General features: G+C 70.6%; 14 protein-coding genes and 1 pseudogene. 4 read left to right on the top strand and 11 right to left on the bottom strand.

Annotated elements, in window-relative coordinates; genetic code table 11:
• Positions 1 to 95: 95 nt before the first annotated feature.
• From ACIGW2_RS28430 to ACIGW2_RS28415, 4 genes are all read right to left on the bottom strand, one after another.
• Positions 96 to 773 carry a GNAT family N-acetyltransferase gene (locus ACIGW2_RS28430; RefSeq protein WP_391651689.1) on the bottom strand — a complete coding sequence of 226 codons (678 nt, stop codon included), beginning with the start codon at positions 771 to 773 and terminating at the stop codon, positions 96 to 98.
• Complete coding sequence (locus tag ACIGW2_RS28425; protein ID WP_391651690.1) at positions 770 to 1,894, bottom strand: ThiF family adenylyltransferase; 1,125 nt, start codon at positions 1,892 to 1,894, stop codon at positions 770 to 772. The genes ACIGW2_RS28430 and ACIGW2_RS28425 overlap by 4 nt, the downstream gene beginning before the upstream one ends.
• A gap of 414 nt (positions 1,895 to 2,308) precedes the next feature.
• On the bottom strand, positions 2,309 to 4,246 hold the full coding sequence (locus tag ACIGW2_RS28420) for an ATP-binding protein (protein WP_399846831.1): 1,938 nt from the start codon (positions 4,244 to 4,246) through the stop codon (positions 2,309 to 2,311).
• A 935-nt stretch (positions 4,247 to 5,181) separates the two neighbouring features.
• Positions 5,182 to 6,006 carry a barstar family protein gene (locus tag ACIGW2_RS28415; RefSeq protein ID WP_399846830.1) on the bottom strand — a complete coding sequence of 275 codons (825 nt, stop codon included), beginning with the start codon at positions 6,004 to 6,006 and terminating at the stop codon, positions 5,182 to 5,184.
• 480 nt (positions 6,007 to 6,486) lie between these two features.
• Here ACIGW2_RS28415 and ACIGW2_RS28410 point away from each other — a divergent pair, with 480 nt between their 5' ends.
• A complete protein-coding gene (locus ACIGW2_RS28410) occupies positions 6,487 to 7,005 on the top strand; it encodes a pyridoxamine 5'-phosphate oxidase family protein (RefSeq protein WP_356073061.1) in 519 nt (172 codons plus the stop codon).
• Between the two features lie 625 nt (positions 7,006 to 7,630).
• Here the strand turns inward: ACIGW2_RS28410 and ACIGW2_RS28405 are convergent.
• The 4 genes and pseudogenes from ACIGW2_RS28405 to ACIGW2_RS28390 all read right to left on the bottom strand — a co-directional run bounded on the left by ACIGW2_RS28405 (position 7,631) and on the right by ACIGW2_RS28390 (position 12,966).
• A complete protein-coding gene (locus ACIGW2_RS28405; protein ID WP_399846829.1) occupies positions 7,631 to 8,350 on the bottom strand; it encodes an HAD family hydrolase in 720 nt (239 codons plus the stop codon).
• Between the two features lie 489 nt (positions 8,351 to 8,839).
• On the bottom strand, positions 8,840 to 9,949 hold the full coding sequence (locus ACIGW2_RS28400) for a DUF5954 family protein (RefSeq protein WP_391656680.1): 1,110 nt from the start codon (positions 9,947 to 9,949) through the stop codon (positions 8,840 to 8,842).
• Between the two features lie 707 nt (positions 9,950 to 10,656).
• Positions 10,657 to 10,928: pseudogene (locus ACIGW2_RS28395) on the bottom strand (cold-shock protein).
• 532 nt (positions 10,929 to 11,460) lie between these two features.
• Entirely contained in the window at positions 11,461 to 12,966 is a 1,506-nt protein-coding gene (locus ACIGW2_RS28390; protein WP_399846827.1) for a serine hydrolase domain-containing protein, read from the bottom strand.
• Positions 12,967 to 13,044: 78 nt separating this feature from the next.
• Here ACIGW2_RS28390 and ACIGW2_RS28385 point away from each other — a divergent pair, with 78 nt between their 5' ends.
• Entirely contained in the window at positions 13,045 to 13,716 is a 672-nt protein-coding gene (locus ACIGW2_RS28385) for a TetR/AcrR family transcriptional regulator (protein WP_399846825.1), read from the top strand.
• 664 nt (positions 13,717 to 14,380) lie between these two features.
• Here the strand turns inward: ACIGW2_RS28385 and ACIGW2_RS28380 are convergent.
• Together ACIGW2_RS28380 and ACIGW2_RS28375 are read right to left on the bottom strand one after the other, a co-directional pair.
• The gene (locus ACIGW2_RS28380; protein ID WP_399846824.1) at positions 14,381 to 15,667 is read right to left on the bottom strand and encodes a phytase; all 1,287 of its coding nucleotides are present in this window, start codon (positions 15,665 to 15,667) and stop codon (positions 14,381 to 14,383) included.
• A 195-nt stretch (positions 15,668 to 15,862) separates the two neighbouring features.
• Positions 15,863 to 18,028 carry a M4 family metallopeptidase gene (locus tag ACIGW2_RS28375; protein ID WP_399846822.1) on the bottom strand — a complete coding sequence of 722 codons (2,166 nt, stop codon included), beginning with the start codon at positions 18,026 to 18,028 and terminating at the stop codon, positions 15,863 to 15,865.
• A 178-nt stretch (positions 18,029 to 18,206) separates the two neighbouring features.
• On the opposite strand from ACIGW2_RS28375, the gene ACIGW2_RS28370 reads away from it, so the two are divergent.
• Both ACIGW2_RS28370 and ACIGW2_RS28365 read left to right on the top strand, forming a co-directional pair.
• Entirely contained in the window at positions 18,207 to 20,939 is a 2,733-nt protein-coding gene (locus ACIGW2_RS28370; RefSeq protein ID WP_399846820.1) for a LuxR C-terminal-related transcriptional regulator, read from the top strand.
• Positions 20,940 to 21,597: 658 nt separating this feature from the next.
• Entirely contained in the window at positions 21,598 to 21,807 is a 210-nt protein-coding gene (locus tag ACIGW2_RS28365; protein WP_399846819.1) for a hypothetical protein, read from the top strand.
• 582 nt (positions 21,808 to 22,389) lie between these two features.
• Here ACIGW2_RS28365 and ACIGW2_RS28360 read toward each other — a convergent pair.
• On the bottom strand, positions 22,390 to 23,202 hold the full coding sequence (locus tag ACIGW2_RS28360; protein WP_399846864.1) for a DUF1963 domain-containing protein: 813 nt from the start codon (positions 23,200 to 23,202) through the stop codon (positions 22,390 to 22,392).
• Positions 23,203 to 23,451: the final 249 nt, after the last annotated feature.

Genomic DNA, 23,451 nt, shown 5'->3' with positions numbered 1-23,451 from the left:
ACCACGGTGGGCGGCATCGCCCTCGGCATCGTCCGTTGCGGATGCCCTCCACCGTCCACTGCTGTCACGGCTGCCAGGCCCGCCGACGGCGGGATTCACCGGCCGGCCGTCACGCAGGCGGAGCGTGCCGGTCCGCCCGCAGGACCGGTGAGGGAAGGGGAAGGAGAAGGGGAAGGGGAAGGGAAGGCCGGACCGCGGAGGATGGCCTGCTCGGCGGGGGTGGCCTGGTGGATCCAGGTGGGGGCGAGCGCCGCGTAGGTGGTGACGTCGTGCCACCGACCCTGGGTGTGGAACAGCTCCCGCAGCGTGGCCTCGGGCTGCAGGCCGGCCGCGAGCATCACCGCGCGCATCCGGGTGTGATCGGCGCGGTGCCCGGCCCAGATGCGGTGCAGCCCCAGGTGCCCGAATCCGTAGGCCATCAGCAGGCGTCCCGCTTCGTGCCCGTAGCCCCGCACGGGTGCGTCGGGGAGCAGGACCAGGCCGGTGAGCATGGCGTTGCGCCCGTATTCCTCGACGAGTAGGCCCATGGTGCCGACCATGACGTCCTGGCCGGGTGGGCAGACGGCCAGGGTGTGCTTGCGCCGCGGGTGGGTGTAGGGCTGGGCGAGGTGCTGGGCGAACGCGTCCTGGGCCTGGCGGGCGTCCATCCGGTCGACACCGAGGTAGCGGGTGAGCACACGGTGGGTGTGGATGCGTTCGAAGGGGGCCAGGTCGGTGGCGCGCAGTTCGCGCAACCACAGGTGTTCGCCGTGGAGTTCGGGCAGGTGGTTCACCGGGCAGCTCCTGCGGGGACCGGGTCGGTGTCGAGGGCGCCGATGATCTCTTCGAGGTCGGTGTAGTAGCGACCCGAGGCCACGGGCGCGCCGAGAAGGATGCGGCGGGCGGTGTCGGTGACCAGGGCGCCGCCCAGTGCCACACCGCTGGCGAGCTGGGGCCAGCTGGACAGGGAGTGCCCGATCCGGCCGAGCGCGTCCTTCATGGCGTCACTGAGCCGGCTCTCGTCGCAGACGCGCAGCAGGTAGGCCAAGGCGTCCGCCGGGGGCATGCGCCGTACGGCCTCGGCGCTCAGGTCACCGCCCCTGCCGTGGAACAGCGGACGGTCCGGCTCCAGGTCGAACCGTTCGACGTCCAGCATCCCCCGGTCGTTGGTGTCCATCAGGACCGGGACACGGTGCCGCCGTGCGTGCTCGCGGGCGGCGGTCTTCACCCACGGGGTGTCACACTCCTCGATCACGAGGTCGAGCGGGCGGTTCGCGGCGCCGAAGAAGGCGTCGATGGTGCCCTCGGTGAGCCCCTCCTGCCACAGCTCGATGTCGAGGTAGGGGTCGATCTCGTACATCTGCCGCGCGCACAGCACCGTCTTGGGCAGGCCCAGGTCGTGCACGCCGGCCCGCAGCCGGTTGAGGTTGCTCAGTCCGAGCGTGTCGAAGTCGGCCAGACGAAACGATCCCCCCACGCCCTCCATCGCGCAGGTCAGCGCCGCGCTGTTGCCCACCGACAGGCCGATCACCCCGATCCGCGCCGCGAGCAGACGCCGCTGCTCGGCAGTGGTGATCCTGCCCCGGTTCCGGTCCGTGCGCACCCGCCGGAACTCCTCGCGGGGCAGCACCCGCACAAGGCGCCCGGACCACGGGTACCACGCCCACGTTCCGTAACGGGCAAGGTCGACACCGCCGGTCAACTCCGCCACGGCCTCGGTCAGCCGCCCTCCCGTGAGCGATTCGTGAGGGCGCGTGCAGCGCGCCAGTTCGGCCAGCTGCTCGTCGATGCGGTCATGCCGCTCGCGTACGCGGCCGGAATCGAGCAGCTCCTCCAGGGCGGCCCTGTCATCCGCCTCAGCGGGGCGCAGCAGGGCGGGCCGGACGCACACCTCCCGTCCCGGCGGAAACGGCATGAGGTCCTGCGGGTCACCCGGACATGCGGGAAACGAATTGATCACGAAGCCGGAAGCTACCAGCGCGTGATCTTCGAACCGGCCCGCGTGAGGGGGTGTACGCGGTCGAATTCGTGCGCGGGTTTTCACCACCTCGCGCCCCCCTGCGCCGCCGCGCTCCCGAAGACGGCTTCGCCCAGGCGGCACAAGGGATTTCGCCACCACGGACCGGTACGGCGACGGCCGGGCCGTACGCGGCAAACGGGTGACGGCCCGGAAAAGTCATCTCATGCGATCGCGCCGCGCCACGCATCCCACAGGGGGTACGCCGCGGCCCGCTCGCCCCCCACGGCGGGGCGGCTCACCGCCGACACCCCACCAGGGAGCCACTCCGCCGTCGGCACCCCACAGGGGTCCTCGCCGCCGGGCCGCGCTCTATAGGGGTGACTCGCCGCCGGCCGCCCAGGCGAGCATCTCGCCGGGGTCGGCATGGGCGGCCTCGCTGCGGTACGACTCGTAGGCGACCGCACCCACCAGGCGGCGTGCGGTGTCCTCACCCGCCTCGCGCAGCGGGGCCACGTCCGGCGCACCGCGCTGCGGATGCCCCACCGCGTCCCACAGCCGCTGGCCCGCGCCGGACGCGAGCGCCGCGGAATAGCCGTCGCCGTTCGCGGAGAAAGCCGCGGCCAGCATGTCGAGGCCCAGCGCGATGCCGAAGGTGTCACCGATCCGCTGCTTCGCGTGCAGCATCGATCGGGCATACTCCAACGCCGGTTCGCTGTTTCCCTCACGCAGCGCGATCACACACAACTGGTAATCGGCATACGAGCGGATCCAGTACTCGCCCATGGCGACACACTCCGCCCGCAGGACCGTGGCCGACTCCAGGCTCTCCTTGAGCTCCCCGAGCCCGGTGAGGGCGAACAGACGCAGCATCCGGCACATCATCACCGCCTGGACAGCAGCGCCCGAACCGGGGGCGTCCGCGGCCCGCAGAGCGCGCTCCAACAGTTCCAGGCCCGGCCGCGGATCACCCCGCAGAAGATCGCTCATCGCCTGCAGATAGGCGGCCCGCAGCAACGCCGTCACATTCCCCGTGAGCCGCGCGTCCTCCAGACACTGGCGCGCCAGATGCGTCCCAGCGGCGTGATTCCCCTGCAGGAGATACGTCAGACCCAAAGCCCACAACGCCCGCTGCCGCACCCGTCCCTGACTCCCGCAGGCCTTCAGCGTGCGGGAGAGATACAGCTGCGCGGTGTGGGCATGCCCGCAGCACGTCCAGTAAAAGCCCGTCAACGTCGCCAGCTCGAGCGCCCCGTCGGCGTCGTGACCGGTCAGATAATCCAGGGCCGCGCACAGATCGGGGTGCGCCTCCTTGATCGTGCGGTACCAGCCGGTCTGCTCCGCACTCGTCCACGTGGCGTCCGCATGCCGCGCCTGCGTCAGAAAGTACGAGGCGTGCCGGCTCGCCATCGCCTCCAGCTCACCGAGCTCGGCCAGCCACAAACGCCCGTACTCACGCACCGTGTCCAGCAACACAAAGCGCCCGCGCCTGCGGGTCACCACCGACTGGTCCACCAGCCGGTCCAAAGCACGCCCCACATCGGTCGCGGACAACGGTCCCCCGGCGCACAACGCCACGGCCAACGCCTCGTCGAAATGCCCCTGGACTATCGACAACCGCGCCCACAACAAACGCTCCGCCGGCGTGCACAGCTCATGGCTCCACCCCAGCGCCGTCCGCAGCACATCATGCCGCCAAGGCGCCACAGGACGCACCGCGTCCTCGTCCCGGCTCAACTCGTGCCGCGGACGCCGCAGAAGATCCTCGACACCACAATGCCGCAACGCCCCCGCGGCAAGCTCCAACGCCAACGGAAGCCCGTCGAGGTAGGAACACAACTCGACGACCCGGTTCAGATCCCCCGGCTCCGGCACATGCCCCAGCTCCATGGCCCGCCGCAAGAACAACTCGGGAGCATCCGTCGCACAGGGCAACGGCTCCACAACAACGACGAACTCCCCCTCCACACCCAGCACTTCACGACTCGTGACCACGATCCTCAGACGCGGACACCTCGCCAGCAGCCTCTCCACCAGGCCCCGGCACGCCGACAGCACATGCTCACACGAATCGAGCACCACCAGCAGCTCGCGCTCACCGATCCAGTCACAGATCACCTCCACCGGCAACCGCGGCGTGTGATCGGACAACCCGCACGCATCCGCCACAAGCGCCGCCAGCAAAGCGTCATCACGCAACTGCCACAGATCCGCCCAACAACAGTCCTCCACAGCCGCCACGAGCCCGAGATCCACCACCTCCCGCACCAGCCGCGACTTACCCACACCCCCCACGCCCGTCACCGTCACCAGCCGACACACCCCCAACCCACCCGCAACTTCAGCCAGCTCCCGCTCACGCCCAACAAACACGGCACCCACCCCTCCCTAACCCGTCAACACACACCCCGTCACCACGGCGGCCTCCCCCGACGCCGACAGGGCCGCACACAGGGACACACACCGCGTGTCCCACAACAAGACCACGGAGCGGGGGCCGCGCCGAGAACAAGAAAGCGCCCACGCATCCTGACAGCCCCAACCCGACCCACGGAACACCAATGACAAACCACCGCCCCCTCAGGGTGATCCCTCAGGTACAGGAACCAGAAGCCAAACACGACAACCCAAACGCCCATGCCGGCGATGTGATCCCCGCAGGTGCGGGGAGCAGGCCGCTGTCGGTGTCGGCGTCTCAGCGGGCGAGGGACCACCCCCGCAGATGTGGAGAGCAGTAGGCCATGCGTCGGGCTCGGGGCGTCTCGGTGCGTCTCCGGGGGGCAGGCAACCATCCCGCGCACGCAGGAAACAGTCTGTCGCCGCACACGTCCTGGCGGGGCATCAATCAGCCGCGGGAAGCGATTGCCGAAAATTGAGCACCGGCCCCAGTCGCTCCAGCCCACCCACGCGGAGCCCGCTCGTCTCACGGCGCACGCGCGCTCCGCGTGCAGAGGTAGAGGTCCTCTCCTCCTCCCTCGGCTCCCGGCCCACGCTGCCTGAGCAGGTTCGACCGGACCGGGAGCCAAGGGTAGGCGGCTTGACGCGGAGTGGGTCCGGTCCTGGCGGGAACAGGCCCACATGGCGCTGACGAAACTGATGCGGTCCTTCCCTCCCGACGCACGGCTTCCCGCCCGGCCACAACGCCGTGATGCCCGCAACCGACGACAGCCACCAGACGACGGACGCACTCGATCTCCACGTCAGGCGCCGTCGTCAAAGGGGGCCGGGATTGTCCGTGGCCTCCCTCACTGGAGCACGACGGTGACGCCGTACTCTCGCAGGAGGTTCACGGTCTCCTCGAAGTAGGACAGGCCACCGAGGTGGTCCAGGATGTGTCCGGCGAGGGCGCGGCGGGCTATGTCCGGGTGGTGCCAGACGAGGGTGAACGGGGGAACGACGGACGGCCCGCCGCACAGATGGTCCTGCACCGAGTCCAGGCATCTGCCGTAGTTGGCGCCGGGGCCGAGCAAGGCTTCGCCGAGTGCCAGGAGCAAGCCGGTCCTGTCGGTGACGTGCTGTCCGTCCAGGTGGTACGTCCCGCCGGAGAGGCCCTGCGGCCCGTACGGGCCGACACGGGTGAGGTCCAGCCACTCGGACCGGCCCGCGGCGTCGAACTGTGCCCATTGGTTGGGCCGCGTGGGAACACCGTCGGACCAGATCTCCCAGACTGCGCGGGCGGCCAGGGTTGGGCGGTCGTCACCGGGGTCGGTGAGGGTGAAGTCAATCAGGGCTCCGCCGAGGACGGACGGGCGGACCTCAACATTGTTCAGTTCGAGGCGGTAGCTGGTCATCGTCCGGCCGTGGCGATCGAGGCACTGGAGCAGGATCGAGCCGTTGTCTTGTGGACGCGGGCGGCGCAGCAGGGCCAGCAGTGGTTCGACGGGTTCGCAGCCGAGCAGGTGGACCGGCTGGGTCGGTCGTCGCGGGCGGGGCGTGAACAGGCCGTCGACGGAAAGGCAACTGCCCGATGGGCTGTCTGCCCGGATCGAGGGGAACCACAGGTCGAACCGCGGACGCGAAGGCAGCCGCTTGCTGCCCCAGTAGTCGTCCTCCCTGACTCCGGTGCCCACGACGATGTCCCAGCGCCCGGGATCGCCCGGCGTGGGCCAGTGGGCAAGGACGGTGGTGTCCTGCAGGTCCCAGAATCGGAACGGTCCGTCGCTCGAGGGGTCCGTCGGTTCGATCGAGAGCGCGCCGACCCCTTCCGCGTATCACACGGTTGGAACGACGATGCCCGTGGGTGCGGGGAGCAGACGTACTCGACGAAGCCGGAGCAGCGGGGAGCAGACTGCCTGACCAGCAGCATTCCACCACCCACAACCACATCGGCACCTCACTCCCCTCCCCCAGACACGGTCATGGCTTCTTCCCCACGCACAACCAATGTGGCTTCGTCGACTTCAATCGACAGCGTCTGTCAGTGATTTCCAGCGGCAGTTGGTGCTCGACGGCCGCGAAAGTGTCGACGAGTTTTTGACAACGCTGCCGACGGGCGTGGCCGTCCGGGCTGCAGAGCTACGGGGCAGGGCGTGGGCGTGGGATACTTGATCATGCCTGTGACCAATCCGTGGCTGGCCGGCCCGTCTCCGAAGCAGCGACTCGATCGCGAGCGGTTGGAAGAGCGAATACTCAATCTGTTGTCGTCGCAGAACATGTGCGTGCTCGCGACGGCGGGACCAGAGGGGCCGCTCGCGACGCCGGTGCGGTACTTCCATCTCGACTTCGCGGTGATGTTCTCCACGGCCGCTGGTTCGCCGAAGATGAGAAATCTCGCCGCGGACCCCCGGGTCTCGGTGGGGATCTTCGCTCCGCTGGTCGGGCAGGCCAGCAGCCGAGGTGCCCAGCTCTTCGGTCAGGCTCGGGTGCTGTCCGAAGACGACGCTGATTTCGAGCACTACTGGCCGGCCTTCCGCTGGCAGTCCGACCATGTCGAACGGTCGCGTTCTCTCGACGAACCGCCGACGGGGCCGCTCGTCGTGATCGAGGCCGAACGGATCGTCTATACCGAGCACTGGCTGCGGCGCGAGGGGTTCGCGCCGCGTCAGTTCTGGACCCGCACCGACACATAGCCGGGACCTTACGACCGGCTGCCGGAGCAGGCAGTCGGTCCTGGCGGCCTCTTCGACTCGGGCCCGGGTCTTCGGAAGGCGACAGGAGTCGGTACCGGTCTCGAAGATCACGCCCCCGCAGGCGCGGGGAGCAGCCGAGGAGTGAGCGAGGGTAGTCGTGGGCTCTGATCACGCCCCCGCAGGCGCGGGGAGCAGGGCAGCCCGTCGACGGCCGTGGTGACGGTGACGATCACGCCCCCGCAAGCGCGGGGAGCAGACTGTCGGACCAGCAGCGTTCCGCCAACGGCAGACCCCACGCCACCACTTTCCGGCTGCCGGCACCATCTGCACCAACTCCCCCAGCACACCGGTGACAGCGCTCCCCTGTGCCTGTTCGCCCCTCTACGCCGACACCCTCCCGCCGGCCGACCACGCATAAGGCCTCCGGACGCTCGCGCCCAGCACCCTCAGCATCACAACGGCCCCGCTGACGACCACGGACCGCCCGACGTCCTCCAGCGCGGTGACACGCGGAAGGTTCTCGACGCGTGGCGGAACGGCCCCAACTCACGGGAGCTCTCCGGCGTGCCGGTCTGGCGACGGTGGGCGTCCGGCAGGCGGGCAGGGTCGAACCGCTCCGCGAAGGTCATGTCACGAACGGAGCCGTCGAACGGGTGGGGATGCCGCAGGCCGCGAGCACGAGGTGCAGCCGCTCCTCGGTGACCTGCGTCAAGGGCGGGACGAGCAGGGTGGCGATCCCCGTTTCGACGGCCGCACCGTCGTAGCCGGAACGATCGCCCACCATCAGCGCCCTGTCGGGCCGCACCCCGAGCCGGTCCAGGGCAAGGCGGAACAGGGCGGGGTCGGGCTTGCACACGCCGTGCTCGAAGGACAGGACGTAGCTGTCGACGTATCGGTCCAGGCCGGCCTTCACGAACCCGGGGCGGATGTCGAAGTGAATGTCACTGACGATCGCAACCTTCAGACCAGTTGCCTTCAGGGCCACGAGCGTGGGTTCGACATCGGTGGCGAACGGGTTGTCGGTGGCGTCGGACAGTGCCGCGTACAACTCATCAGCCAGGACCGGGTCGACTCCCGCGGCATCCGTCCATCGAGCGTAGCTCTCACGGTGTGCCACCGCCGAGGCGTCCGCCCGTGACCAGCCCCGCTCGACGTCCGGCCGCTTGCCCGCGGCGACCAGGGCCGCGCTGATCCGCTGCACCTCCGCCTCGGACGAGTCACGCCCGAGTTGTCGCAGTGCGCGCTCGATCCACAGCGCCCCACGCGGCCGCGCCTGTGCCGGGCCCCACTTGGGGACGATGAGTGTTCCCACCCAGTCGAGCAGGACGGCGTCGAAAAAGGACATGTCTCCCCTGCGGCCAGTCGGATCATGACCGAGGCAGGCTGTCACCCGTGCGTGAGCGAGTCAATCCAGGAGCTGTCGTCGACGGCCTGCCGGTTGTCGGCAACGCCTGGAAGCGATTTTCGCCGAGAGACTCGGTGAACAACTTGCTCGTGAGTCACGGCGTCGCTCCTCCCGCCCCGGGTACGGAACACCTCGCCGCCCCTCTGGCCACTCGTCGTGACGCGCAGCTTGCCGACCACACCACACACCGGGCACGGAGGCCGGGAGACGACGGCCTCACACATGGAACCGTTCCAGTGCTCGGGGGGGCGATCCGCACGCCGACCTGCCGTACCGCACCCGTACACCGCCGCGCCCCGGCCGCATTCGGAGCCACTCCCCTCCCCCTGCACACCTTCCGCGTCAGCCCCGATATGCCCTCGTGGTGGCCCAGCACGCCAACTGCCCCACGCGCGGTTCGGCTCCTGGACGACGACCGTGTCTGCGGGGTCAGCAGTCGGCGTCCTCTTCCGCGGACTCGTCGAAATGCACGGTGCCGTGCTCGTCCAGGCGCAGGTGAAGAACCTCGGGCCCATGGGTGTTGACGTCGGACGGGCGCGGGCCTTCCGGCCCGTCGGGGCCCCAGCGCAGGAGCCGGCGGATGCGGGCGATCCGGTAGACGGTGTCATGGACCTCAACCTGGTCGAGCCGACCGGCGCGGAGCCGACCCGCCGCCTCGGCGAGCACCGCCAGTTCCCCGCCCGCAGGGCTGGTGTTCTGCGCGACGACGGTGTGGGCGTCCACGTCTCGGTCGGCGTCGAAGGGGATCAGACCGCGCTGGCGCGGTTCCAACCAGGTCAGGGCGAAGTCCAGCGCCCGGCGGGCGTCGTGGGCGGTGGGCTGCAGGCCGCTGCCCGGCGACCACGGCTCCGTACCGGCCCGCTCGACGATCAGGAACGCCGCCGGCATGAGCATCACGTCCGGGTGGGTCTCCACGGCTCGCGCGGAGTCACGCAGTACAGCAGCGGGGAACCTGGTGCCGGAGTAGGCCAAGGACCGCAGCGAGAGACGCTCCGCCGCCTGGAGAGGGGAAAGCGGGGCATCCGGGTCCAGGACCAGGCCCTCGTCGACCCCCGGGCTGCCCGCTCCTGCGCCGGGGCTCCAGTCACACGTGGGGGGCTCGGGGTCGGTGGGCCGAGGCGTCTCGATATCGCCGAACGCGTCGACCGCCGCGTACTCCTCGGCCCGCACGACACGGTAACGGGTGCCAAGGACGGAGAGCTCGTCGACGTACTCGGTCTCCAGCCGGGCAACCGCGGCCAGCAACGCACGCCGCTCCTCCACGCTCTTCGCGTCGTCCTTCGCCCGGAACCACAGCAGCGAGTTCAGTCCGTCCCGAGCCTGCTGCGGACAGCCGTGCGTGACCTCGACAACCACCCGCCACCGCGGCCCGTCATCGCCGCTCTGCGCGGCCACTCCGAACAACGGGCCCCGCACCGCCAGCGAGCAGTGACGCACCGCCGCGTCAACGGCGTCGGCCTCCACCGCAGCTTCCACCGGCTCCACCGGAACCCTCACCCGAACCGGCCATCCCGCCGGGCCCGCGTCTTCGCCACTCATGAACCCATCGTGACCGCAACCACACGTCCTCGTCATGGTTTCACCGGATCATTCATGCTCAGGAGGGCGCGGGCCTCCTTCACCCCGGGCCATTGGGGCGGTTGTTCCGGCCGGCGATGAAACGGACAGGGGCAAGTGGGGACGCGGCGAGGCGGCAGGGCACGTGGGCGGCGTGAATCAGGGACGTCGAAGACTCCTGCTGTGCGCGTCGGATTCGCGGACGCGGAAGGCGCGGAGTGGGTCTGAAACCACCTCGAGGCCATGAGCCGCATCGCCGGCCGTCAGCTTGGAGGTGTGCGGCGCCTTCGCGGCGGGGATGAGCATCGTGGAGCCGAGGTGCATGGGCGAAAGGCGGCGGGAGCGGTGCTCGGCCGTCACCCCGCCCCAGATGATCGCTCCGGCGTAAGGCCATTCCTCTCGAGGCACGTCTCACCGCGCTTGCGCACGCCCTCGGGCAGGATCGGACGCCACTTGACGCAACCTGCAGCCCCTCATCGCCGGTGCGCCGCCCCGAGGGTCCAGACAACGTCGCGCTCCTCGTCGCCCGATCCCCCCTGGAGCAGCAGTTCTGCCCCGTGAGCCCCGTCGTGTTCCGCTGCGCGTCGCCCGACCACGCGACACTCTCGCGAGGCGCAGGCGCCGCTGTGCCCCGACCGCTCGTGTCGAGGGCCCCCGGTCTTCCACGTGGGCCCTCGCCTCGCCCGGGTTCAGCCTGCCTTGGTTGCTTGCTGGGCAGTCCCGGCGAGGAAGGCCACGGTCAAACGGGGATGAAGTTCTTCCCTGACGGCCTGGTGGCCCTGCGTGACGTCGTAGGGGACGACCTGGCCTTCCTGAAGCCCCGGAGACCGGAAGCGTTGATGTCCGAGTAGCGGGCGAAGACGTCGGGGTCACCGCTGTTCTGGGCGATGGAGCCGAAGTCCTTCTCGGCGTTGAACCATTTCACGGTCCCCGTTCCCCTGTCTGACGCCGCCCGGCCGATGGGCGCCTTCCGCAGTGCGCGAGAGCGGAGGTAATCGCCCTGGTTCCTGCCGCTCAGCTCAGCGAAGAGCCCACATGGAAGGAATGGGCAGGGGAACCTCCGAACCACCACAGCCGATAGACACGTCACGCGCCGGAGACCGCGTGGGAGCCCGGCCGCAAGCCGACCGACCACGCTTCACCTACCGTGCGTCACGGGTCCTTCACGACGCACTCTCCATCCAGTCGCGGGCCCAAGCCGACAAAGCCCTGGACACCCTCCTGGAGGTCGTGGGGATCGGGGAGAGCGCCGTCGCGTTCCGCGGAGACGCTCACGAGGACCCAGCAGAGCGGACCGGCACGGCGCACGAAGCCGGCTGTGGCGAGGACGTCGTTGCCGTCACCTTGCCGGCCTCGCCTTGGGCCAGCTTCCGGCGTGCCCTCGGTGGGTCCCGGTAGGCGCCTGCGGCGCTTGACAACGGTCATCGGGAGGCTGTCACAGCGGGTGCGGCCAGAGTCTCGTCGGGTGGATCGGGTTCCTCCGCAGGTGCCACTCATGCAGGGTCCGGCAGGGCACGCCTGCGTGCTGCGCCCGCGAGCTCGAGGGCGATGGTGGTGGTCCCGGCGGCGGTAGCCGTGCCGAGGGCGATGAAGGCATCGGGGGTCCAGGCCCACAGTGCTCTCGGGCCGATGAGGACCAGGGCTGCCGCCATGGCGATCCAGGGCAGGACGCCTGCCAGACACCACAGCACCATGGGCACGACACGGCCGGGTACGGACCGTCGACGCAGCCGGCGGGCAGCGTGGACGGTGCCGGCGAGCAGGGCGAGGGCCAGGGCGGTGAGGCCCCACACAGTGGCGTGATAGGTCACGGCGGAGGGCGTGTCGGTGGGGACGGTGCCGCCGGCGAGGATGCGCGCGGCGCCGAAGCCGACCTGCATCACGGCACCGTCCTGGAGAAGGCCATAGAGGTTTTGCTGGAGGACCAGGGCGATGTTCTGCTCCGGCAGGAGCAAGAGCATCGCGGCATGGCCAGGAGTGGCGCCCGTGTGCCAGACCGCCCTGTCGAGGGGAGCTTCCAGGCCTCCGACACGCCAGCCGAGTCCGTATCCGGTGTGGGCGCCGGACGGATTGAGTCGGCCTGTCTCCCGCATTAGGCGGACCGACTCGGCAGTCAGAACGGACCGTCCGTCGACGGCCTTCCCCGACCGGAGTTGAAGGGCTGCGAAGGCCGCGAGGTCGTGCAGGTCACCGCCGGTGTATCCGTAGGCGGCGCCGTCGTCATCCACACCGTCGGCGATTGCGGACGGGATGCCCCACAGCAGCTGGTGACCGGGCGGAAGGTTCCGCCGGCGTGCGGACGCCCGGTCGGCGATCGCGCCGTCCATACCGGCCGGGCGCAGGACACTGTCCCGAAGGTGGTCGGCGAAGGAACGACCGGTCACCGACTCGACCACCGCGGCCAGGACCAGGTAGTTCGCGCTGCTGTACGCGTACGTGGTACCGGGCGGCCCGAGCGGACGGACATCGTCCAGCTCGGCGACGCGCTGCGGCGCTCTCGGGCAAGCGGAATCGACGCAGTCGGTCACCTTGAACGTGACCGACTCGGGCACACCGGCGGTCTGCTGCAGCAGGTGGCGCACGGTGACGCGTGAGGCATGGCCGGCGCCGCCGAAGCGGAAGGCGGGTACGTGGTCGACGACCGGGTCGTCGAGCCCGAGACGTCCGTCCTGCACCAGCGTCATCACCGCGCTCGCGGCGATCGGCTTGGCGACCGAGCCCCACAGGAAGGGAGTGTCGGCCGTGACCGGTTCGCCGTACCCGTCCCTTCCCCACGTCCGCGTGTGGATCGGCCCGCCCGGTCCGACCACGGCGTAGGACAGGCCGGGCGTGCCTGTGGCCTCCATACGCTCGCGCACGTAGGCGTCCACGGCTGCCAGCCGCCCGGCGGGGACCGGTGCCTCGGCCGGTGCCTCGGCCGCGGCCGGCGCCTGACCTAACGCAAACAGACCGAGCAGGAGGACCGCCGCTGCGGCGGTCCGGCGGAGCGGGCTCAGCATGGGCCTCGTCCTCTCATGGCGCATCACACATAACCGTATGGAGATACGGTTATAGCCGTACGCTGGTACGGTTATCAAGTGCCGCGAACCGCCGATCACGAACAACGCCGCCGTCAGATCGCCGACGCCGTCAGCCAGTTGATCGCCCAGCACGGGCTCGACGCCGTCACCGTCGCCCGCACCGCCGCCACCGCGGGCATGTCCGTCGGCCTCGTCCAGCACTACTTCCGCACCAAGGACGAGATGCTCCTCCACGCCTTCCGCGAGGTCTCGGCCCGCATCCGCACGCGCGTCGAGGCCCGGATCAAAGACGGCATCGAGCACAAGCAGCCCATCGCCCGCGTCATGGCGGACGTCATGACCGAATACATCCCCCTCGACCAGGCCCGCCGCGCCGAGTACCGCGTCACCCGCGCCTTCGCCGGCCGGGCCCTCGACTCCCCCGCCCTGGCCGCCATCGACACCCAGACCGCCCGCGACCTCCGCAAGGAGATCGCCCGCGCCGTCCACAACGGCAAGGAATGCGGAGAAGTCGACAAGAACGTGGACCCCCTACCCGCCGCCATCCGTCTCGCCGCCATCACGGAAGGCCTCGCACTCCAGGTCTACCGCGAACCCGAGAACACTCCCGAAACAACCCTGACCCCGTTCGTCTCGCCCCTCCTCCAAGCCGAACTCGCCACCGTCTTCACCGGCCCATGCCACCAATACACAAAGCCACCCACCCAACCCCCACGACACACCCCCTGACCACGACGGCGACACACCCGCGACAACAACCCGCCATCACAGGCGAGTTCCCTTGGTCGCAGCGCCCAGGCCAACTCCTGGCGTGTCCCCGACCGTTCAACCAGACCTCGATGACCGTGCGGACACCGAGCGCAACGGCTGACGCGAAAACCCACCGGTCCTTGTCAGGCAGCGAACCGCAGAACCCTGGCAGGGGACCGTTCCCGGTCGTCGACGCGCTGTGCGGTGGCTCGTCCTCCCTCGTGAAGCTGAGGTCGGATGTAAATCACGACTCTGATCTGTCCATGCGCGCCATCACGGTGGTGCAGCGCGTCCCACACCACCCGCTGCAGCACCCTCCGTCGGCAGCTCAGGCCGGCGTCACCACGTCATTCGCCGAGGCCCCGACCGGCCGCGAGCGTCGTTCCAAGCACGCCAACGAACAGGTGGACGGCCGGCTTCGCCGGCTCGGCCTGGAGCCGGCCTTTCCCGACAAGAGCCTCTGGTCGAGTCGAGTGGTAGCCGGCCACCAGCGGCTGCCGCGGGGCGGCGTCGGCGCGGAAGGACGCCACCGCGGTCACTTGGCCGGCACAGCTGCGGCCCGTCTCTTCGGGGCGGGACGGCGGTACGGGCGCACGATGTCGCCACCGTGCGCCCGCGGCGTTCAGTCGTCAGTCGTCAGTCGTCAGTCGATGGTGTCGACGATCTCGCCGAGGTCGACGAACTTGAAGCCGGTGGCCTCACGGTCGCCGTCGCCAGGGGTCTCCTGGCCGTCCTGGACGACGAGGAGGCCGTTGGGGTAGCGACTACCGAGCGGGGCGTTGAGGGCGGCGGCGCCGTCGCAGACCTCGGAGCCGTCGAGGGTGGTGGAGGCCGCGGCGATGCGGAAGGCGTTCTCGTACTCGTTGTCCTCGTCGCGCTCGCGGTCGTAGGCGACGAAGGTGTTGTCGCCCTGGCTGGAGGCGAGCAGGTAGCCGTCGCCGTCCGACTCTTCGACCAGAGTCAGACCCTCGACGTCGGCTGTCAGATGCTTACCGCCGTAGCCGGGGTCGGCGCCGGGGGTGCACTCCTCGGTCTGCTCGTCGTACGTGCCAGGGACGCCGTACTCGCGGACCTTGTCCACCAGGGTCGGCGTGCCGGTCAGGCCGGCGTCGATGCGCCAGATGCCGACGTCCTCCTGCCCGGCGTACAGGGTGCCGTCCGCGGGGTCGACGACCATGCCCTCGACCTGCGGCAGTTCGCCCGGCTCGGCGCAGGGCGACCACGTGGCGCCGTTGGGCAGGCGGAAGGAGGAGGGGAGGTCCAGGGTGCGGACCTGGCGGTAGTCGACGGTGCCGGCCGCGGTGGCGACCAGTTCCAGCAGGGCGATCCGGGTGCGATTGCGCTGGCTGACCAGGGCGTAGGAGCGGCCGGTGGCGCGGTCGGTCCAGGTGGCCAGGCCGTACGCGGTCTTCTGCTTGTTGATCTCGGCCTGGTCGGCGGAGAAGACGGGCCGCACCCCGGGGTCGGTGATGTCGGTGAGCGGGCCGCCGGGCCTGTCGCGGTCGATGCGGTAGATCCGCAGCCGGTCGTTGCCGCGGTCGCTGACCACGGCGACATCCGCGCGCGAGCCGCCGACGCGAAGGCCCCGTACCAGGTCGACGTTGTTGAAGCGGCCGGGCTTGTCGTCGGCGCCCGGTCCTGCCGGGGCGGGGAGCGACTGCACCTGGTGCGCGTCCAGGTCGTACACCCGCAGACCGCCCTGCTTGGCGGTGGCGATCACGAGGCTGCGGTCCGGGTCGGCGGCGTTGCGCCAGATCGCCGGGTCGTCCGCGTTGGCGTTGCCGCCGGCCTCGTCGTCGAACAGCGGCGCGGTCTCGGCCTTCGGGTGGACGCTGTCGATCCCCGAGGCCTGCGCCGGGAGGGCGAACGAGGCCGCCAGTGTCGTGCAGAGAGCGACCGCGGAGGCACGAGCCACCAGACGTATCGTCATTGTTCATCCTTGTATAGGGGGTTTGCCCTGACAAGGGAGAATTTCGCCTGCGCGACTGTCATGACCTCGACAGAAAGGTGGACGGCGGTTGAACACATCCCGAAGCCCGCGAACCTGCATGTATGCGGCAGCTCCTGCGGCCGGAGCACCCCGAGGAGTGGCTCCGGCCGCAGGAGCGCTGGTGAGCGGGACTGGTCAGCCGATGGTGACGTCGTCGAGGAGGAAGACGGTGGACAGATAGGTGTCTTCGGTGCCGGCGAACTCCAGCTTCACCGTCTGCCCCTTGTAGGCGGACAGGTCGACGGTCTTCTGGACGTATCCAGAGCTCGCGTCGGCGTTGGAGTAGGTGGCCAGCGTGGTGCCGTTGACCTTGACCTTGAGGGTGTCGTACGCGGTGAAGCCGGACTCCTGGGTGGAGACCTTCAGCCAGAAGGTGAGCTTCGGGGTACCGGTGGAGGGCACCGCGACGTTCGACTGGGACAGGGACTCGACGGCGTCGGCGCCGTAGCCCATCATCCAGGCGTACCAGGACCCGTCACGCGCGGCCTGCAGGGACGAGTTGGTGATGATGTTGTCGCTCTGGGTCCAGCCGCTGGTGCCCTGCTCGAAGCCGCCGTTGGCCAGTGCGTTCCCACCGGGAGGCGTGGTCGGCGAAGGAGTCGGGTCGGTCGGGGAAGGCGTGGGGGTGCCGGGGTCGGGCAGGGCGGTGCCGACGCTGACGGCCGCCCACGCCTTGGAGACGAGGTACCGCTCCTGGGAGTTGGCGCCGTACAGGTCGGCGGCGGCCTGCAGGGTGGCGGTGCGGGCGCCGGCGTAGTTGGTGGTGGAGGTCATGTAGGTGGTCAGCGCGCGGTACCAGACCGCGGCGGCCTTGTCCTTACCGATGCCCGTGAAGGTGTCGTTGTTGCAGGTGGTGCCGGTGTGCGAGCGTCCGCCGATGGTCTTCGCCCCAGTGCCTTCGGCGGCCAGGTAGAAGAAGTGGTTGCCGATTCCGGAGGAGAGGTGCACGTCCACCGAGCCGGCGCTGGAGTTCCAGCAGGACAGCGATCTGCCGTCGGCGGAGGGGTTGTCCATCCGGCGCATGTATCCGCCGGACATGTTGAGCTTCTCGCCGATGTAGTAGTCGCCCGGGTCGCCGGTGTTGTTGGCGGAGAACTCGACCATGGTGCCGAAGATGTCGCTGGTGGCCTCGTTGAGGCCGCCGGACTCGCCGGAGTAGGTGAGGTTGGCGGTGGCGGCGGTGACGCCGTGGCTCATCTCGTGGCCGGCCACGTCGAGCGCGGTGACCGGGGTGTTGCCGTTCTGCGAGGAGCCGTCGCCGAAGTACATGCAGAAGCAGTTGTCGTCGTAGAAGGCGTTGAGCAGGTTGGTGTCGACGTGGACGTAGGCGGGGGCGCCGCGGCCGTCGTTGCGGATGCCGGAGCGGTTGAAGGAGTTCTTGTAGTAGTCCCAGGTCTTCGCCAGGCCGTAGGAGGCGTCCACCGCGGCGCTCTCGCGGCTGGACGTGGTGCCGTTGCCCCAGGAGTTGGTCGTCTTGGAGAAGGCCCGGGCGTTCTGCCTGGGGTTCGACTGCGGGCTGTTGTACGCGTCGTAGACGATCGTGCCGCCGTGTGCGGTGTCCGTGAGGGTGTATCCGCCGGCGGTCTGGGTGGTCTCGAGGGAGACCTGGCCGACGGTGACGCCGTTGCCGGTGCCCGTGACGTTCTGGTGCAGCTCGTACTGGTCCAGCGCCGCGCCGCTGGTCGCGTCGACGATCACCGCCTCCCGTGAGGTGGGGCCGGTCTCGCCCGCGCCGGTGACGGTCGAACGGTAGGCGAGGACGGGGATCTTGCCGACCGCGTACACCACCAGGGTGCTGTCCTTGCTGCCGGCCTTCGCCTTCTTCACGTGCCTGGCGTGCTTGACGGCCTTGGCGGAGGCTTCGGCGGCCGTCAGCTTCGGCGTGGTGCCGGCGACCCGTACGGCGCCCTGGTGCGCCAGGTCCGAGCCGGTGATCGTGCCGTCCTTCGCGAGGTGCACCACCAGGTCGCCGCCGATCACCGGCAGTCCGCTGTAGGTGCGGTCGTAGCGCACGTGCCGGGCGCCGTCGGCGTCGATCAGCACGTCCTTGGCCACCAGGCGCTCGTCGGGGCCCAGGCCGAGCGCGCGGGCGGTCGCGGCCGCGTTCCGGCCGGCCGCGCGTATCGCCTCGCCACGTGCGTCGGCCGTCATCGCCTGGAACCCGGCTCCGGGTTGGGCGGCGGAGGTACCGGCGGCCGCGGTGGGCCGGGGAGCCGCGGTGGACTGGGTGGCCACCATGGTCACGGAGCCCAGGGCGAGGGCTGCCGCGACACCGGCCGCCAAGGCGTTCTTGCCGTTCATCGCAATCCTTCCGCCGGGCCACGTCGGGGATAAGCCGCAGGACGTCATCTCAGGTGCGGGGGGCGTTCAGCAGCGGTTGGCTCGGCTGTGGCCATGAGGCTAGGGACGCGGGAGGCGGCCGACATCGGGGCAAACCCTTGACCTGGACGGGGAGGCCCGGCGGGCGCACCATGGCCCGATGCCAGACTCTGCGATGGGGACGCACGCGTCCCACGAGACCGGTCCCGTGCTGCCGGTGGTGCCGGATGACGTGCACGGCACCCGCCGGGTGGTCCTGTTCGGGCCGCCCGGCAGCGGCAAGACCACCGCGGCGGAGACCCTGGGGCGACGGATGGGACTGCCCGTCCTGCGGCTCGCCCCGCGACCGCAGGACGCCCGGGTCCCCTACGCCGGGCTCCTCGAACTCGCCCTGGCCCTCCCGACGCTGCCTGCCGCACGGGATGTGACGGCGTCGCTCGACGACGCCGCCGGCCGGCCGGGTTTTCCGGACGAAGCCGGCCGGGCCCTGCGGCTGCGCCGACAGACCGCCGCTCTGCTGCGGGACGCACCCCCCATGACGCTGGTGGTGGACAACGCCCAGTGGCTGGACCCGGCCAGCGCGACCGTCCTGGGCTGGGCGCTGCGCCTGACCCCCGGCCTTCCTGTCGTCGCGGCCGAGCGCGCCTGGCGTGCGGTGGCCGGGGGCCACTGGTGCGGGGAGGAGGCGCGCACGGTGCGCATCCCGCCCCTGACGGTCCCCCAGGTCGCGACCCTGCTGTCCCCGTACCGCCTCGTCTCCCGCGAGGTCCTGCGCATCCACGCCCACAGCGGGGGGAACCCGGCGCTGGCCCTGGCACTGGCCGAGGCCCGTGGCCACACCGGCGCCGCGCCGGGCGCCCCCGACACCGAAGACGACCCGGTCCTCCCTCCCCAGGTCCGTCAGCTGGTCGGCGAATGGCTGGGAACCGTCTCGGAGGAAGTGCAGGAACTGCTGACCTTTGCCGCACTCGACGACCGGCCCCATCTCGGCCTGCTGAGCGAGCTCGCCGGCCCGGCAGCCGAAAGCCTCCTGGCCGAGGCCGAGGCGGCCGGACTCGTCGACCTCGGACAACCCGCCGGCAGACTGCGATTCACCGCCTCCGTCATCGGCACCGAACTCGTGGCCCGGCTGCCGGGCCGCGCCCGCAGGGTCCTGCACGCCCGCCTGGCCGAGGTCAGCCGTGACAGCGTCCGCCGCGACCGGCACACCGCGCTGGCGGCGGACGCCTCCGACCCGGGCGCGGCCCGGCACGCCGCCCGTGCAGCCGCACGCGCCCGGTCGCGCGGCGAACACGCGCTCGCTGCCGAGCTCTCCCTCCTCGCCGCCCAGCGCACGCCGCACGAGGACGGCGAGCTGCTCACCGAGCGGGCCCTCACCGCCGCGCGTGACGCCGCACACCACGGGGACCTTTCCCGCGGCCGGGCTGCCGCCGGCCTCGTCCTGGGCCACGACACCACTGCCGATCAGCGCGTCGACGCTCTCATCGCCCTGATCGACGCGAGCGGCCGGAATCTTCACGGCATGGACGAACTGTTCGCCGGCGCGCTCCACGCGGCAGCAGGACGGACCGACCTCACCGCGCGGATCCTCCTGCGCCAATCCGTCTGGGTCAACGTCAACGAAGGCGACCCCCAGCAGGCGTGTGCCCTGGCGAGCCGGGCCGCCGCCCTCGCCGAGGCCGCCGGCGACACCACCAGCACCGTCATGGCCCTCACGATGCAGGCCCGCTTCCAGCGCATCCTCGGCCACCCGCAGGCCGAGACAACGCTCGGTCAGGCCCTTTCCCTGCCCCGCGCCGCCTCGATTCCGCTCAACGGCACGCCTCAGCACCTCGCCGCCCGGCACGCCCTCTTCGACGACCGCCCGGACGAGGCCCGTACCGCACTGCTGCCCCTGCTCGTCGAGGCCGAACGCATGGGAGACGCCGAGGCGACCGTGGACATCCTGCGCAGCCTCGCCGAGGCCGAACTCCGCGCCGGACGGTGCGCCAGAGCACTCGACCACGCCCACCGTGCCCAGGCGTTGACCGACGGAACCGCCCTGTCAGCCGCACCAGCGTGCTACACCTCCGCCCTCGTCGAAGGCAGCGCCGGACGCACCGAGCTCGCCCTCGTCCACGCCCGCCGCGGAGTCGACATCGCCCGGCAGGAGGACAACAAGGTCTTCCTCTCCCGCAACCTCTTCGCCCTCGGACACCTCCTCCTGCTCACCGGCCGCCCCAAGGAGGCACTGGAGCCTCTTGAGGAGGTACGGGAACTGGAGCAACTCCAGCAGGTGCACGACCCCTCCGTCCTGCGCTGGCACCCCGAACTCGCCGAAACCCTCGCCGCCCTCGGACACCTCGACCAGGCGCAGGACCTGCTGGACGACACCCGCCGCACCGCGACCGTCCTCGGCAGGGGCGCGGTCCTCCCCTTGCTCGAACGCCCTCAGGCACTTCTGGACGCCGCCCGCGGCGACTACGACACCGCGTCCCGGCGCCTCACCGACGCGGCCGACCGCCTCCGCCGCCTTCCCCTCGAACGCGGCAGAACGCTGCTGGCGCTCAGCCACACCGAACGGCGCGGACGCCGCCGCGCCAGTGCCCGCGCCGCCGCGCAAAGCGCCGCCGACCTCTTCACCACCCACCACGCGCACCCCTGGGCCAAGACCGCCGCGCACGCCCTCAGCCGACTCGAGGCCGGCCCCACCGGCGCGAGCGCCCACCCCCTCACTTCCGCCGAACAACGCTGCGCCGAACTCGCCGCCGCCGGCGCGAGCAACCGCGACATCGCCACCACGCTCACCATCAGCGTGAAGACGGTCGAGGCGACTCTCAGCCGCGTCTACCGGAAACTCGGCCTTCACTCACGCATCCAGCTCGCGCACACCCTCACTCCAGCGCGTGATTGACCGCGCGTCGGCATCCACGGCTCACCGAGCCGACCGGCCCGCCCTCCTGGTGTCCTTGGACAGGACCGCCGCCGCGCCGCTCAGCGGCACTCGTGCGCAACGGCCCTCGTGCGCAACGGCCCTCGCGCTCAGCGGCGCTCGCGCTCAGGGCTTGGGGCTTGGGGTCCGGGTTCGGCGGCCTCTGGTCGCTCTGCCGGCCGCCAGTGCGGGGGCGATCAGCCCCGCGTTGGCCCCGTCGGGAAGCCGGCTGTCGGCACCTGCGAGGGCGCCCGTGACGCGAAGCCGCCGGGGCTGAGCACGGTCGGCTACCGTCACGCCGGCCGGCCACAGACCGGCGGTCAGCCGGTCAGCCGGTCAGCCGGTCAGCCGGTCAGCCGGTCAGCCGGAACGCTTCCCTCAGTGTCAGGTCGCCCGTACGCCCATGGAGCAGGAATACGCCCGCTTCGATATAGATCACCCGAATGCCGCATTCCCCTTGAGGGGGAAGATCGTTGTGCGGGGTGCGACACAGGAAATGCTGTTTTGTTTCGAATTTGAGGACCATCGGGGTCCCATCCGCTCACGCCGGCGGGACCCCTCCGATCACCCCTGCCCCGGCTTGAACGGCAGACCGGCTTGCCCGGGTGCCACCGGGGTCGGGACGTGGAACGAGGAGCTTATGTACGACGGAGACCTGGCGCTTGACGGCTTCCTGGCGACCATGGATCGACTGCAGGCCGACTTCGAGCGACGCCTTGGACGTATCGAGCGGCCGGCCCCGCAGCCTGTCCTGCAGGAACGATTCAGCTCGGCGTCAGCCGGCGGCAGCGGGGAGGCCGGGTTGGGACTCGAGGCGATCTGGACGGCCGGGCGGCGCCCGTCGTCGTGAGCGACCACCCCACCAGGAGAAACCTTTCACTTCGGCACGCCCGGGCATCTGTTCCGGGGAGCCGGTTCGGGAGGAACGTTCATGCCCGGCGAGTCGCTCTCCGGCTTCTGGACATCGCAGGCCTACGTGTTCTGTCGCGCGTGCGCTCGCGAACGCGGCCGCACCGGTCTCCGGTCGGAGGCAGCGGGTACTCCGCCTCGGTCTCGGGTCGTGCCGCGGGCCCTGCGGCGGAGCGGCGGATGGGTCTGTCGGCTCCTGTCCGGCGCTCGGCGCTCGCCCGGCCGGACGGGCCGCCGCCTCGTCCTCGGACCTTCGATGCGGCCGTCCCGGCCCGCGTCGACGTACGGAATGCGGACAGGCTGCCGGGACGGTCGAGGAGACGCATGAACGGATGAGCACCCGGTGCGGGATGGTGGTGAGCGTGGCTACAGGTGCTGAACACACTCACCGCCACCGCACCCGCCGCCGCCCCCCGGCTTCGCCGGATGCGCCCGCCGCTTGCCGGCGGGCGCCCGGCGGAGCCGGTCTCATCGGGCCACCACTACCGAGGCGGACCGGGACCGGCGTCGGTGAGAAAGCGCGCTAGGCGAGCTCGGCGAACGTGTACACCCGGTCGAAGCGGAGGGCGGCGAGGTCGGAGCGGAGGATGATCCAGTGGAAGAGGCCGTCCGGCATGTGGGGGCTGTCCTCACGGGCGTTCCAGGTGGCCAGCAGTACCCACTCGTCACCGTCCTCCGCCGGCGGGAGAGGCATCTCTTCCTCGCAGCAGGATGTGCCCTGGGCGGGTTCGAAGGGGTCGTTCTGGAAGATGAGGGGGTAGCCGCCCAATTGGAAGTCGCCGAAGACACCGGGGAGTTCCTCCGCGCTCCCCCATGCCTCGCGCAGTTCTTCCGCGGGCAGGTCGGCGAGGGGAGGCTGCGACCACAGGTGCGCCGCGTTGTGCGGCCAGGACCATGCGTGGTGCCGGCCGTGAAGGCAGGAGCGGGCGTTGATCTCCTCGTGGTCCGGGTCCACGGGTTCCTCGGGCCCGAGCGGGGTGCCCGGCGGGACGTACTGGACGGCGTCCGGGAGCACCATGCTGAAGGGCCACGGGTCGGCGAAGAAGAACAGGTGCCCCTCGGCGGGGAGGGGCAGACCGGTGGCGCCGGGAGGCAGGGTGGAGCAGTCGACGGCGGCCACGAACAGACGCTCGGAGAGCGCGATGCCCTCGGGGACGGGCGGGTTGCCGCCGATGACGGCGACGATCGGGCCCGGGCCGTCCTTGGTGAGCTTCAGGGCGGGGCGGACGAGGCTCAGGTACGTCTCGGCGGCGACGGCCGACAGGTCCCGTTCGGCGGCAGCCACGCGGAACCGGGCAGCCACGGCCGCGAAGTTGCCGCCCGCATGTTCGATCATGGTCACGCGGGAACCCTAGCCCGAAGCCACCGCGGTGAGTCGGCTCCGGATCGACAAGCACGACGCCGAGCGGGGTTCGGGACCTCCTGGAAGTCATGAACCGGACGCCCTCCGCCCCACGAAGGTCTCCCCCACTGCCGGCGACAGGCACCTGGGTCGGCGCGGCCCACGTCGGCCGCCGCGGTGTCGGTGCCTTCGTCGTCGGGTCGGTCGCCGCGCCCTCTCTCCTCCGCTCAGGCAGCGGACCGC

The sequence above is a fragment of the Streptomyces sp. NPDC053541 genome, assembly GCF_044544705.1.
Taxonomy (GTDB): Bacteria; Actinomycetota; Actinomycetes; order Streptomycetales; family Streptomycetaceae; genus Streptomyces.
The sequence above is the reverse complement of the archived record's forward strand: the minus strand, read 5'-3'. Positions and strand labels throughout refer to the sequence as shown.

What these genes read in the sequence shown, in the direction of transcription:
- ACIGW2_RS28425 (WP_391651690.1), bottom strand. Translation starts at nt 1,894, where the DNA reads ATGCCGTTTCCGCCGGGACGGGAGGTGTGCGTCCGGCCCGCCCTGCTG.
- ACIGW2_RS28410 (WP_356073061.1), top strand. Translation starts at nt 6,487, where the DNA reads ATGCCTGTGACCAATCCGTGGCTGGCCGGCCCGTCTCCGAAGCAGCGA.
- ACIGW2_RS28405 (WP_399846829.1), bottom strand. Translation starts at nt 8,350, where the DNA reads ATGTCCTTTTTCGACGCCGTCCTGCTCGACTGGGTGGGAACACTCATC.
- ACIGW2_RS28400 (WP_391656680.1), bottom strand. Translation starts at nt 9,949, where the DNA reads ATGAGTGGCGAAGACGCGGGCCCGGCGGGATGGCCGGTTCGGGTGAGG.
- ACIGW2_RS28390 (WP_399846827.1), bottom strand. Translation starts at nt 12,966, where the DNA reads ATGCTGAGCCCGCTCCGCCGGACCGCCGCAGCGGCGGTCCTCCTGCTC.
- ACIGW2_RS28380 (WP_399846824.1), bottom strand. Translation starts at nt 15,667, where the DNA reads ATGACGATACGTCTGGTGGCTCGTGCCTCCGCGGTCGCTCTCTGCACG.
- ACIGW2_RS28375 (WP_399846822.1), bottom strand. Translation starts at nt 18,028, where the DNA reads ATGAACGGCAAGAACGCCTTGGCGGCCGGTGTCGCGGCAGCCCTCGCC.
- ACIGW2_RS28370 (WP_399846820.1), top strand. Translation starts at nt 18,207, where the DNA reads ATGCCAGACTCTGCGATGGGGACGCACGCGTCCCACGAGACCGGTCCC.
- ACIGW2_RS28365 (WP_399846819.1), top strand. Translation starts at nt 21,598, where the DNA reads ATGTACGACGGAGACCTGGCGCTTGACGGCTTCCTGGCGACCATGGAT.
- ACIGW2_RS28360 (WP_399846864.1), bottom strand. Translation starts at nt 23,202, where the DNA reads ATGATCGAACATGCGGGCGGCAACTTCGCGGCCGTGGCTGCCCGGTTC.